At 63.8% G+C, this 12,774-nt stretch carries 12 protein-coding genes and 1 pseudogene; 7 read left to right on the forward strand and 6 right to left on the reverse strand.

Translation table 11 applies throughout. The features are described 5' to 3' along the window. A complete protein-coding gene (locus HU750_RS25675) occupies positions 1-1,110 on the reverse strand; it encodes a methyl-accepting chemotaxis protein (protein WP_371097562.1) in 1,110 nt (369 codons plus the stop codon). Positions 1,111-1,236: 126 nt separating this feature from the next. Further along, positions 1,237-1,668: pseudogene (locus tag HU750_RS27685) on the reverse strand (PAS domain-containing protein); the annotation flags it as partial. Between the two features lie 164 nt (positions 1,669-1,832). Here HU750_RS27685 and relB point away from each other — a divergent pair. From relB to HU750_RS25700, 5 genes are all read left to right on the forward strand, one after another. Next, complete coding sequence (gene relB, locus HU750_RS25680; RefSeq protein ID WP_186683120.1) at positions 1,833-2,147, forward strand: type II toxin-antitoxin system RelB family anti-toxin; 315 nt, start codon at positions 1,833-1,835, stop codon at positions 2,145-2,147. Between the two features lie 247 nt (positions 2,148-2,394). Next, positions 2,395-3,705 (forward strand): C4-dicarboxylate transporter DctA, encoded by a 1,311-nt coding sequence (locus tag HU750_RS25685; RefSeq protein ID WP_027593968.1) that lies wholly within the window; start codon positions 2,395-2,397, stop codon positions 3,703-3,705. Between the two features lie 44 nt (positions 3,706-3,749). Next, on the forward strand, positions 3,750-4,454 hold the full coding sequence (locus HU750_RS25690; protein WP_186683123.1) for an FCD domain-containing protein: 705 nt from the start codon (positions 3,750-3,752) through the stop codon (positions 4,452-4,454). A gap of 15 nt (positions 4,455-4,469) precedes the next feature. Further along, complete coding sequence (locus HU750_RS25695) at positions 4,470-5,150, forward strand: GntR family transcriptional regulator (protein WP_027593970.1); 681 nt, start codon at positions 4,470-4,472, stop codon at positions 5,148-5,150. A 188-nt stretch (positions 5,151-5,338) separates the two neighbouring features. Beyond that, a complete protein-coding gene (locus tag HU750_RS25700) occupies positions 5,339-6,403 on the forward strand; it encodes a hypothetical protein (protein ID WP_186683124.1) in 1,065 nt (354 codons plus the stop codon). Positions 6,404-6,468: 65 nt separating this feature from the next. On the opposite strand, the gene HU750_RS25705 is transcribed toward HU750_RS25700, so the two are convergent. Next, positions 6,469-6,897 carry a PACE efflux transporter gene (locus tag HU750_RS25705; protein ID WP_027593972.1) on the reverse strand — a complete coding sequence of 143 codons (429 nt, stop codon included), beginning with the start codon at positions 6,895-6,897 and terminating at the stop codon, positions 6,469-6,471. Positions 6,898-7,000: 103 nt separating this feature from the next. Between HU750_RS25705 and HU750_RS25710 the strand changes: the two genes are divergently transcribed. Both HU750_RS25710 and mcpA read left to right on the forward strand, forming a co-directional pair. Next, positions 7,001-7,879, forward strand: a complete 879-nt coding sequence (locus HU750_RS25710) for a LysR family transcriptional regulator (protein WP_027593973.1) — start codon at positions 7,001-7,003, stop codon at positions 7,877-7,879. A gap of 141 nt (positions 7,880-8,020) precedes the next feature. Then, complete coding sequence (gene mcpA / locus HU750_RS25715; RefSeq protein ID WP_186683126.1) at positions 8,021-9,907, forward strand: methyl-accepting chemotaxis protein McpA; 1,887 nt, start codon at positions 8,021-8,023, stop codon at positions 9,905-9,907. A gap of 77 nt (positions 9,908-9,984) precedes the next feature. On the opposite strand, the gene HU750_RS25720 is transcribed toward mcpA, so the two are convergent. From HU750_RS25720 to HU750_RS25730, 3 genes are all read right to left on the reverse strand, one after another. After that, positions 9,985-11,049 carry a YkvI family membrane protein gene (locus tag HU750_RS25720; protein ID WP_099429949.1) on the reverse strand — a complete coding sequence of 355 codons (1,065 nt, stop codon included), beginning with the start codon at positions 11,047-11,049 and terminating at the stop codon, positions 9,985-9,987. 168 nt (positions 11,050-11,217) lie between these two features. Next, on the reverse strand, positions 11,218-11,595 hold the full coding sequence (locus tag HU750_RS25725; protein WP_027593976.1) for a RidA family protein: 378 nt from the start codon (positions 11,593-11,595) through the stop codon (positions 11,218-11,220). A gap of 12 nt (positions 11,596-11,607) precedes the next feature. Continuing rightward, positions 11,608-12,744 (reverse strand): NAD(P)/FAD-dependent oxidoreductase, encoded by a 1,137-nt coding sequence (locus tag HU750_RS25730; RefSeq protein ID WP_186683128.1) that lies wholly within the window; start codon positions 12,742-12,744, stop codon positions 11,608-11,610. Positions 12,745-12,774 lie beyond the last annotated feature (30 nt).

Below are 12,774 nucleotides of genomic sequence, written 5' to 3' on the forward strand. Positions count from 1 at the left end.
CTAACGGTTGAAGCGCTCCACGAGGGCGCGCAATCCGGCGCACACCTCTTCCAGCTCGGCACCGCGCGAGGCGGCAGCGTTGGCGCTATGGGCGCTGTGCTGGGCAATGCCCGCCACACCGTTGATCTGCCGCGACACCTCTTCAGCCACGGCAGACTGCTGCTGCGAGGCTGTGGCCATCTGCTGGCTCATGCCGCTGATGCGTTGCACCGCTTCACGAATACCGTGCAGCGCCTGTTGGGCCTCCTGCACCTGGGCAACGCCCTGCTCGGCGCCCTGAATGCCTTGGCTGGCAATGGCCACGGCTTCTTCAGCACCGCTGCGCAGGCCATCGATAATGGCCTGGATATGCAACGTCGACTGCCGGGTCTTGTCGGCCAACGCCCGCACCTCGTCGGCCACCACGGCAAAGCCACGGCCCTGCTCACCGGCACGGGCGGCCTCGATAGCGGCATTGAGCGCCAGCAGGTTGGTTTGCTCGGCAATGCCCCGGATCATCCCCGTCGCCTCGGCGATGGCGCCGGTCTGACCAGCCAGGTGGGTGACCGCCTGGTTGATTTGGTCCACGGTGCCGGCCAGGGCGCGGATCGCCGTGCCGCTGGCATCGGCCACGCGGCTGCCCTGCTCGGCCAGCAGGTGCGCGGTATGCGCCTCGGCGGCGGTGAGTTGCACATGGTTGACCACCTCGCCGATCGAGGCGGTCATCTCGGCCATCGCGGTTGCGCTCAGGTCGGTTTCGGCGCGCTGCTCCAGCAGGGCCGTTTCGGTACCGCGCGACAGACGCCCAGCATCGTGCGCGGCTACTGCCATCTGCGTGGCCAGGTCGCTGAGCCGGGTCAACGCGGTTTTCAGGCGCGCCTCTTCACCAATCAAAATTAGCTGCAGTTGCCCGGCGGCGCCCGGCAGGTCGCTGTAGGTCAACGCCGCGGTGGGGTCGGCGAAGGTGCCTTCGGCGCCCTGGATGACCCGCCGCAACTGGCGGCCCAAGTCGTTGCGCATCCACAGGCCATAGGCCGCGAACAACGCAAGGGTTAGGCCCTGCCCGGGCCAGCCTGGCCAGAACTGGTTGGCGCTCACCGCCAACACCCCACCCAGCAGCGGCAAGGCCATGGCCTGGCCCAGCAACGCCAGGCGGCGGCCGTACGACAGCGGCGCCTGGCCCTGACGCAGTCGCGCATACAGGGCCTCGGCACGGCTGACTTGTTCGCGAGTCGGGCAGACCCGTACCGATTCGTAGCCGATCACCCGGCCGTCTTCAAGGATCGGCGTGACGTAGGCATTGACCCAGTAGAAGTCGCCATTGCGGCAGCGGTTCTTGACGATGCCCATCCAGCTTTTGCCGGCTTTGAGGTAGCGCCACATCAATGCGTACACCGCTGGCGGCATGTCGGGGTGGCGCACCAGGTTGTGCGGGCTGCCGATCAGCTCGGCCTCGCTGTAACCGCTGATGGCGGCAAATTCGGGGTTGCAGTAGGTAATGTGGCTGGCGGTGTCGGTGGCGGAAATCAGCCGCTGACCCGAGGGGAAACGTTGCTCGACCGGGGTTACCGGGAGATTGAGACGCACGATGAGACTCCATTCACTGACGAACCGGCACCCTTCCCATCGACGACCATCGGAACCGATACGCAGCGATCCGCTCCAATGTGCACATGCGCTTCCAGCCATACCGGCATGAGGCCGAATGACACTGGAAACTCGACGATGACTGTCCGGTCAAGCCGCGAATTCTACGAAATTCATCACATAAATCAAATAAAGGTGATCGATCATGGCGTTGCGCCATGCGGATAGATATCGTTAAGTTCTTGATTCTAAATGGGAATTAAGTGATGACGAGATCAGCTCTGGGTTTTGCCCTGCGCCGCTACCGCAAGCTGGCGGGTCTGACCCAGGCACAATTCGCCGAGCGAACCGGCTTCGACCCCAAGACCATCAGCCGTTTCGAGACCGGCGCCTACACCCCCAGCGTCGATGCGCTCATGGCCTTCGCAGGCGTACTGGGTATCAAACCCAAGGACTTCTTCGCCGAACCGGACGACGAAGAGGAGCAGCGCGCCTATCTGTTCGGTGTCATCCACAACGCCCCGCCCAAAGATCTTGGCAAGCTGATTGCAGCAGTGGACCAGGCGTTGGCCAAGCCCTGACCTGATTCATCGGTTAACCTGGGGGCGCTGTTCAGCCCCGATAAATGGCATGCACCGAATTAGAGCCTGGCAGGGCCAATTGCCCCACAACTGGTCAGACCGGTAAGGCCAAAATCACTTGCAATGTAGGATTTTTCGCGCTTTTATGGCCTCGCGCTGAACAAACCGGTAAGACCACAATAATTAAGTCCTGCGCTCTTTGACCCTCGCGGCATCGAAGCAAGGACACCGACCAGAGATCACTCCCATGCTCAAATGGTGCTCGCGTTCGATCTTCCTGCAAGTCGTGCTGGGCCTTGCCCTCGGCATTGCCTGCGGCCTCAGCTTCCCCGAAGTCTCCCTGCAACTCAAACCCCTCGGTGACGGCTTTATCAAGCTGATCAAGATGCTCATCGGCTTGATCGTCTTCTGTGTGGTGGTCAGCGGTATCTCCGGTGCTGGCGACTTGAAAAAGGTTGGGCGGATCGGCCTGAAATCAGTCATCTACTTCGAAGTACTGACCACCATCGCCTTGGTGATCGGCCTGGTGTTCGCCTTCACCAGCGGCATTGGCAGCGGTGCCAACATCCACCTGGACCAGTTGTCCAGCGCCGACGCCAGCAGCCTGGCCGAGCGCGGCCAGCACATCCATGGTGCCACCGCCTTCTTCATGGACCTGATCCCGACGTCGGTGATCGGCGCCTTTGCTGACAACAACATCCTGCAGGTGCTGCTGTTCTCGGTGCTGTTCGGCAGCGCGCTGAACCTGGTGGGCGACTCGGCGGCAGGTATTTCGCGGCTGATCAACGAACTTAGCCACGTGATCTTCCGTATCATGGGCATGATCGTGCGCCTGGCGCCCATTGGTGTGTTCGGCGCAATCGCCTTCACCACCAGCAAATATGGCCTCGAGTCGCTGCAACACCTGGGTGGCCTGGTGGCACTGTTCTACCTGACCTGCGCCGGCTTCGTGCTGATTGTCCTCGGTACAGTCATGCGCCTGTCGGGGCTGAAACTGCTGCCCCTGATCAAATACCTGCGTGAAGAGCTGACCATCGTCCTCGGCACCGCCTCTTCCGACGCCGTGCTGCCGCAGATCATGCGCAAGCTCGAGCACCTGGGCATCGGTACCTCCACCGTCGGCCTGGTGATCCCGACCGGCTACTCGTTCAACCTCGACGGTTTCTCCATCTACCTGACCCTGGCCATCGTGTTCATCGCCAACGCCACCGGCACGCCACTGGAGATGACCGACCTGTTGACCATCCTGCTGGTCTCGCTGGTGACTTCCAAGGGCGCTCATGGCATCCCAGGCTCGGCGCTGGTGATCCTCGCTGCCACCTTGACCGCCGTGCCGGCGATTCCGGTGGTGGGCTTGGTGCTGGTGTTGGCGGTGGACTGGTTCATGGGTATCGGCCGGGCACTGACCAACCTGATCGGCAACTGCGTGGCCACCGTGGCCATCGCGCGCTGGGAGAAGGACATCGACCTGGAGCGCGCGCAGAACGTACTCGCTGGCAAACCCGGTTTTGCCCACACGCCCCGCAAGCAGCCCAACATCCATCAACAGGAATTCTGATCGAACGCGGCCGGCGATGACGCCGGCCCTTCCAGGAGCGAACCGTGATCAGCTCATCGACCGTCGTCAACTCAGTGGTGGAAAAACTCCGCCAAGCCCTGGCCCGAGGCCAGTGGCGCTCCGGCGATATGCTGCCTGGCCAGCGCGAACTGGCCGAACAACTGGGCATCAGCCGCCCCAGCCTGCGCGAAGCCGTCACCGTGCTGGAAACCCTGGGCCTGGTGCGCGCGCTGCCCGGTAAAGGCGTGCTGGTGCTGGATGCCGATGCTGCCATGCAGGAGCCGAGCATCGACACCAGCGCGTCGGCCAGCCTGGCCGATGTACTGGAGCTGCGCTACACCCTCGAGCCCTTCATCGTCGGCCTGGTCGCGCAATCGGCCAACAGCCACGACATCGGCCAATTGCGCCTGACGCTGATGGACATGCGCGAAGCGCTGGAGGCCGATGACAGCGAAGCCGGGGTCAGAGCCTACATCGCCTTGCATGAGGCGCTGTTCGCCCTGACCACCAATCCGATCTTCCAGAGCGTGGTGCAGCAGACCAGCAACGCCCTCAAGCAGAGCGCCGACATGCTGCGCAACTCGCCCGAACACCTGGCCGCACGGCTGAAGGAAAACGATGCCGTGGTGCGCGCCATCCGCGAACGCAACAGCGCCGAGGCCAGCGCCCAGATGCGCCAGCACATCCTTGCCGAAGGCCAGCGCATGGGCATCCAACTCAACATCCCGGACGAACACCCCCGCCCTTGACCCAGGAGAGCGACCATGACCGCCTGCGCCCACGCCGCCCCCCGCCTGCCTGCCTTGCTCGCCGCCGGCGAAACTCGCCTGTCGGCCGACCAGATCTACCCACGGCTGTTCGACGCAATCCTTGAACAGCGCTTGCCGCCAGGTGCGCTGCTGCCCGAGCAGGCCTTGGGCCATGCCTTTGGTGTCAGCCGCACGGTGATACGCCGGGTGCTCGGCCGCCTGTCGGACCAACAGGTGGTGGTTCAGCGCCCCAGCCACACCGCGCACCTGGCCGCACCCGACCCCGACCAGGCGCGCCAGGTGCTCAGTGCCAGGCGCCTGGCCGAAACCACCTTGATCACCCTCGCCGCGCAACGCGCCCGGCCGGCGCAGATCCGCCAGCTGCGCCTGCTGGTCGAGCGGGAGCGCCAGCACCACGAAAACGGTGAGCGCTGCGCGGCCATCCGCCTGGGCGGCGAGTTTCACCTGAAGCTCGCGCAGGTCGCCGCCAACGCCCCGCTGGCGCGGTTTCTCAACGGTTTGGTGCCGATGACCTCGCTGATCATCGCCCGCTATGAGTCGCCCTGCTGCGACCACTGTGCCTGGGAAGAACATGCGGCGATCATCGATGCGGTCGAGGCAGGTGATGCCCCCGCAGCGTTGGCGTTGATGCACGAGCACCTGGACCGGCTGCAAGACAAGCTCGACCTGGGCTGAGTTTTTCGTCGTTGTAGGAGCGGCCTTGCGTCGCGAATGGGCTGCAAAGCGGCCCCCTGCAATGTTTCGGTGAGGCTGAAATCCTGGGGCTGCTTCGCAGCCCTTTCGCGACGCAAGGCCGCTCCTACTGGCAGCCTTCTCTCTATACTCGAGAAACCACCCCAGCCTCTACCCAGGGAGGCGGCCGCGTGAGCTCGCGTATCCCCTTACTGCTACTGTGCCTGTTGCTGGCCCTCGGCGGCTGTGCGAGCAAGCGCCCGCCCGCCCCGCCACCGCCCGCCGTGCTCACCCCCGCTGCCTGGCAGCGCATCGACCAGGACCTGATCGAGGCCTCGGTCGGTGCCGCCGGGTCGGCCAACGACTACGCCCGCCGCTCGATGCGGGTGTGGAAGGAGCAGGTGCAGCAACGCACCGAGAGCGACTTCATCCCCTGGTTCACCGGCTACTGGACCCAACAATGGCTGACCCTCAAGGTCGCCTGGTACAAGATCGACAGTGGCGAGGGCCGTGAGCCTGCAGAAAAACGCCTGGCGTTATACCTGCAGGAGCAGTACCACGAACGGGTGATCGAGCACGTGGCCGAGCAGATCAACCCCGAGGGTATTCGCGACCGCGCCTGTGAACTGTACGTGCAACTGTTCGGCCAGCAACTGCCTGGCATCATCGCCCGCTACAACGCACCGGCTGAGCAATTCAGCCAGCGCCTCAACCGGATACCTGCCATCGCTCTGGGCCCGCCCGCTGCACGCAACGCCAGCCTCTACCAACTGCTGCGGGCCAAGTCGCTGGACCAACAACCGGCCTGGCAAGCCATGCGTGAGCATTTGCACCAACAAGCCAGCAAAGGCCCGGGGCAGACCGACGTGGGCCTGTCGTCGGTGGCCACCCGCGCCAGCGAGAAGCTCGGCGCCACCCTGGCCCCACGCGGCATCGCCAGTGCCGTGGCCTCTGCGGTGGGCAAGGTGGCTGGGGCGATGATCTCGGTGGCGGCAACCGGGTACGGCATGATCACCCACGGCCGTGAACAACCGCAGATGGTCGAACAGTTGCGGGTGATCCTCAACGTGGCGCTGAACCAGGAATGGCAGGAGTTGATGGAGAACCGCCAGAGCGGGGCGATGGCGGGGGTGTATTACCTGTCGGGGCAGGTCGAGGACAGTTTGCTGGCCAGTGCGCCGCGGCCGGTGGAGCAGCCGATAGCGCCGCAGGCGGAACAGCGGCAGGCGCCTTTGTTGATACGCCTGCCGCCTTAGGGGTTGCTTGTGCGGGCCTCTTCGCAGCACAAGGCTGCTCCTACAAGGGGCGTTTCAGCAACCTGTCAGGCAGTGGCCAGCGCCGAGGTGGGCAAGCCGAAGAGCCTGTCGAATGCCCAGTTGTAGGCAAAGGTGTAGCACGGCACCAGGATGATGAACGCCAGGTCCACCAGAAACGCCTCGACCAGGCTCATGTCCAGCCACCAGGCAATCAGCGGAATCAGGTACACCACCAACGTCAGTTGAAAACCGATGGCATGCGCCACGCGCCGGGCCACGCTGCGCCCGCGTTTGGCCTGGCGGGCCTCCCAGCGCTCGAACAGGGTGTTGTAAATCAAGTTCCAGAGCATCGCGATGGTGGTGATCATCACGGCCAATGGCCCGGTGTGGGAAGCCTGGGTGTCTGACAGATACGCCAGCCCGAGGGTGGACATGCACAACCCGATCAGTTCATAGAAAGTCACATAGACCAGTTTGCGTTTGAGCCCTTGCACCTGGGTTTGCCTCCAAAGTCAAAAAAAACGAAGGGGCGAGCATGCTTCAATCTTCTTGACAGTAAAAGTCAGCAGCTGTCAGATCCACTGACAGGAGGCTGCCATGAACTTTTCCAGCGACAATATTCAACTGTTTCTCGCCGTGCTCGACCGCGGTTCGTTCTCCGCTGCCGCACGCGCCCTGCACCGGGTGCCGTCGGCCGTGAGCATGGCCATCGGTAACCTTGAGGCAGAGCTTGGCTACAGCCTGTTCGAACGCGGCCCGCGCGAAGTGCGGGCGACGGCCCAGGCCTTGGCCCTGGAACCCCACGCCAGGTTGATCGCCGAACAACTCGGGCTGCTGCAGGTGCATGCCCTGGAGTTGTCCCAGGGGCTTGAGAGCAGCCTGACCATCGCGGTGGTCCCCGACGTCGACCATCGCCCGCTGTTAGGCGCCATCGCCCAGCTCGGTGAGCGCTACCCGCTGCTGGACATCGCGCTGCTCAGCGCCCCCCAGGAAGAAGCCCTGCACTTGCTCGACAGTGGCCGCGCCGACCTCTGCGTGGCCTTCGCCGGCCTGCAGGTCGATGCCCGTCGCGGCTTCCAGTACATCGGCATGGAGTCGCTGGTGGCTACCCTGTCACCCACCCATCCGGCGCTGCTCGACGCACGCATTCACTACCTTGAAGACCTGATCAATGTGCGCCAGATCCTGGTGCGCAGCCGCGACCTGCCGCTGACCGACCCGCGCGCCCTGATCGGGGCCACGCACTGGTCCACCGACAGCTTTGACGTCGCCCTGCAGATGGTCGAGGCCGGCCTGGGCTGGGGTGACCTGCCGCTTTCGCGCATTGCACCGCTGTTGGCGGCCGGGCGGCTGGTGCAGCTAGAGTTTCGCAATACCCGTAATGAACTGCAGTTGCCCGTGCACATCCTGTGGCGCAAGCAGCACCCGCTGCGCCAGGCAGCGCGGCTGTTGATCGAGCAGCTGTGTAAACGCTGAATGCCGTTCGTCGAAACGGCCTAAAGAAATTTCGCTAAGTGTTTCAATTTTTTACCCCTCAAGCCGATAGCCAGACGACAGGGCGCAGCGCGTCATGAGTGCGCTGTGCCCTCCCCCCTGATTGGCTCAAGGTCTCGAAACATGAACCTGAAATTTCGCCACAAGATCCTGCTCAGCGCGTGCGGCGTCGTGGTCCTGGCTTTTGCCCTGTTCACCCTCTACAACGACTACCTGCAACGCAACACCATTCGCCAGAATATCGAGTCCTCGGTGCAGCAATCCGGCGCACTGACCGCCAGCAGCGTGCAGAACTGGATGAGCGGGCGCATCCTGGTGCTGGAAAACCTGGCCCAGGACATCGGCCAGCAAGGCGCCGGTGATACCCTGAACGGCCTGGTCGAGCAGCCGTCCTATACGCGCAATTTCCTGTTCACCTACCTGGGCCAGGCCAACGGTGCATTCACCCAGCGCCCAGACGCGCAGATGCCCGCTGGTTACGACCCCCGCCAACGCCCGTGGTACAGCACCGCGGCAAGCGCCGGGCAGACCGTTTTGACCGCACCTTACCAAGGCGCCGTCGGCGGCCTGATGGTCACCATCGCCACCCCCGTGAAGGGCAAAGGCAACGGTGAACTGATCGGTGTGGTCGGCGGCGACGTGACCCTCGACACCTTGGTCGAAATCATCAACTCGGTCGATTTCGGCGGCATCGGCCATGCCTTCCTTGCTGACAGCAATGGCCAGGTCATCGTCAGCCCGGACAAAGACCAGGTGATGAAAAACCTCAAGGACATCTACCCCGGCAGTGGCCTGCGCGTCGCCTCGGGCATGCAGGATGTCACCCTCAATGGCCAGGACCGCCTGATCTCCTTTGCCCCGGTCAACGGCCTGCCGTCGGCCCAGTGGTACATCGGCCTGTCGATCGACAAGGACAAGGCCTACGCCGCCCTTAGCCAATTCCGCACCTCGGCGATCATCGCCATGCTCATCGCCGTGGCCGCCATCGCCGGCCTGCTGGGCTTGTTGATCCCGGTGCTGATGCAACCGCTGACCACCATGGGCCGTGCCATGCGCGACATCGCTGAAGGTGAAGGTGACCTCACCCGCCGCCTGGCTGTGCAGAACAAGGACGAGTTCGGCGAACTGGCGATGTCGTTCAACCGGTTCGTTGAACGCATCCATGCCTCGATCAGTGAAGTGTCGTCGGCTACGCGGCTGGTGCATGACCTGTCGGAAAAGGTCGTCAACGCCTCCAACGCTTCGATCATCGGCTCCGAAGAGCAGAGCATGCGCACCAACAGTGTGGCGGCAGCCATCAACGAGCTGGGCGCTGCTACCCAAGAGATCGCGCGCAACGCCGCCGACGCCTCGCAGCATGCCAGCGGCGCCAGCGAGCAGGCCCACGGTGGCCGCGAAGTGGTCGAGGAAGCGATCAGTGCCATGACCGCCCTGTCGCAGCGCATCAGCGAATCGTGCGCGCAGATTGAAACGCTCAACGCCAGCACCGACGAAATCGGCAAGATTCTCGATGTGATCAAAGGCATTTCCCAGCAGACCAACCTGCTGGCGCTCAACGCCGCCATTGAAGCCGCGCGTGCCGGTGAAGCCGGCCGTGGCTTCGCCGTGGTCGCCGACGAGGTGCGCAACCTGGCGCACCGCACCCAGGAGTCGGCCGAAGAGATCCATCGCATGATCACCAGCCTGCAAGTGGGCTCGCGCGAGGCGGTGCACACCATGAACACCAGCCAGGTCTCCAGCGAACAGACCGTGCAGGTGGCCAACCAGGCCGGTGTGCGCCTGGCCAGCGTGACCCAGCGCATTGGCGAGATCGATGGCATGAACCAGTCGGTGGCCACTGCCACTGAAGAGCAGACTGCCGTGGTCGAGAGCCTCAACCTGGACATCACCCAGATCAACGCCCTCAACCAGCAAGGCGTCGAGAACCTGAACGAGACACTGCTGCACTGCGATCAGTTGGCCCAACAGGCTGGCCGATTGAAGCAGCTGGTGGGCAGCTTCAGAATCTAAGTGTCACGTTCGCCAGCAAGCCCTCTCCCCCTGTGGGAGCGGGCTTGCTGGCGAATGGGCTGCGCAACAGCCCCCCCCTAAACCACCACCGCTTTTACCGCCTTACCCCGCCGCACCCAGGCCAGCAACACCGCCGCCATCAGCACAAAACCCAGGTAGCCAAACAGCGGATACACCTCGCCCACCAGGCTGATGAACCCCACCAGGCTACAGCCAAACGCCACCACCCCGGTCACCACCGAGCCCCAGCGAAACGTCGCCGTGCCCGCCGGCAACAGCCGCGAAAGGAACGAGAACATAGTGCCCACCGCCGTGTTCACGATCATGCCGAAAATGATCAGGCACATCACCAGCCCCAACAGTGGCGACACCTCATTGGCAATCGACAGCATCGGCATCGGCAGATCGGCAACACTGTCCAGGCGCGACAACAGCCCGGCGCTCATCACCAACATCAGGCCACCGAGCGCTGCACCGCCCAGCAACCCGCCCCACACCGCAGTCTTCTCGCCCTTGGCCGAGCCCCCCAGAATGGCCAGGATCGGCGCACCGGCAACGATGTTGTAGGACACATACAAGAACGCGCCCAACAGCCAATGACGGGTACCGGCCTGCTGCTGGCTCGCCAGGTGATCGAGGTCGGCAAAGCTCTGCTCGCGGGTGAACACTGCGTACAGTGCAATCGCCGACGCCACCAGGATCAACAACGGGGTGATCGCGCCGATGGCCAGGATCACCTTGCGCACGTCCAGGCACACGATGCCGACCACTACGACCGTCATCAGCACGCTGCCGGTCAACGCCGGGATACCGAACTGCTGCTCCAGCAGTGCCCCCCCACCGGCCAGCATGACCACGGTGACGGCGAACATGAAGAAGGTGATCAGCCAGTCGACGAACAGGCCCAGGTGACGGCCACAGATGGCCTGTATCACATCCTTGTGCGATGTGGCCCGCAGCCGGTTGCCCAAGCCCGCCAGGGCCATGCCGAGGAAGGTGAACAAGGCGGCGCTGACCAGCGCGCCGACCAGCCCCCACACCCCGAAATCGACAAAGAACAACAACAGTTCCCGCCCCGAAGCAAAGCCCGCCCCCACGATCACGCCAACGAAGGCGCCGGCGATTTTCAGCTGCTCTTGCATGTGAACCTCTGGTTTTATTGTTGTTGTGTGTCACTGCGGCAAAGAACCCCTGTAGGAGCAGCCTTGTGCTGCGAAGAGGCCAGCAGCACCACAGCAATGCCATGGGCAATCCGGGCCCTTACGCAGCACAAGGCTGCGCCTACAATTTCCTGCTGGATCAGTGAACGGTTACGCTTGGCCGATAAACGCCTGCACCTCGATCTCCACATCCACCCCCAGCGCCAACGCCGAGGCCACCGTTGAACGAACGGGCAAGGCGGCGCCGAAGAATTCCTTGTAAACCTCGTTGAAGCCGGCGAAGTGGCTCATGTCCGACAGCCACACCGTGGCTTTCACCACCTGGTCGAAGCGTGCCCCGCACGCCTCCAGGCTCTCGGCGATGCGTTCGCAGGCCGCTCGGGTCTGGGTCTGGATGTCACCCCGTACCACTTCGCCGCCGGCACTCATCGGCACTTGGCCAGACAGAAACAGAAAGCCGCCGGCTTTTACCCCACGGGAAAACGGAAATGGCAGGCTGCTGGGAAAACGCTGGATATCATTGCTCATGGAAAGCTCCTTTCACGGTTGCTGGAAACGTGCCGGGGACAGGCGTTCAGGCGCCACCCCCTGACTGACAAGGCTAGGGCACAGCGGCTGGCCCAGCAGCAGGTCAGCTGCCAGGCGCGAAGCACCTGCGGCCGACTGGATGCCATAGCCACCTTGCGCCGCCAGCCAGAAAAACGCAGGCATGCGCGAATCGAAACCAATCACCAGGTCGCCATCGGCAACAAACGAGCGCAAACCGGCCCAACTGTGGCTTGGGCGGCGGATAGTCAGCGTGGTCATGGCTTCGATGTTGTAGATGCCCACCGCCACATCGAGCTCTTCGGGCGCGGCATCTTGAGGTTCGACCGGGTCGGCGTTGGCGGGCGAGCCGAGCAGTTGCCCGGCGTCGGGCTTGAAATAGAAGCTCTCGTCGACGCCAATCACCGCTGGCCAGCGGGCGAAGTCCTGCTCGGCGGGGCCGGGGAAAGTAAACGCGCTGCGGCGGCACGGCTGCAGGCCGATGGGCGCCACGCCGCATTGCTCGGCGACGTGGTCGGCCCAGGCACCTGCCGCATTGACCAGTTGATGAGCCTGGACACAGCTGCCATCGCTCAATTCCACCTGCCACACGCCATCGAGCAAGCGGGCCTTGGCCAATTCCGCGTTGCAGCGCAGTTCACCCCCGGCAGCCCGATAGCCGCGCAAAAACCCTTGGTGCAGCGCGTGTACGTCCAGGTCCATGGCGCCTGGCTCCAGCACCGCGCCGGCCACGACCTCGGACCGCAGGCTCGGCACCAGCGCCAGCGCCGCGTCGCGGTCGAGCAGGCTGACTTCGGTGCCATTGGCCAGGTTCTGTGCATGGGTCTGTTCGAGCAGTTGCTGTTGTTCATGGCTGGCGACATAGAGGCAGCCGCGCGGCTCAAGCAAAGGGTGTTCGCAGAAGCCTGCGGGCGGCGCTTCGTAAAACGCTCGGCTGGCACGGGTCAGTGCCTGAATCTGCGGCGTGCCGTAGGCCTCCATGAACATGGCAGCCGAGCGCCCGGTCGAGTGATAGCCCGGCTGTGACTCGCGCTCGAGCAGCAGCACCCGTTGCTGGCCAGCCAGGCGATAACCCAAGGAGGCGCCGGCAATGCCTGCGCCGATGATCAGGGTGTCGTAGATCGGGGTCATGCACGCTCCTGCTTCGATAATTATCATTTA

Origin of the sequence: Pseudomonas sp. SWRI50, assembly GCF_014269095.1 — a bacterium.
Taxonomy (GTDB): domain Bacteria; phylum Pseudomonadota; class Gammaproteobacteria; order Pseudomonadales; family Pseudomonadaceae; genus Aquipseudomonas; species Aquipseudomonas kermanshahensis.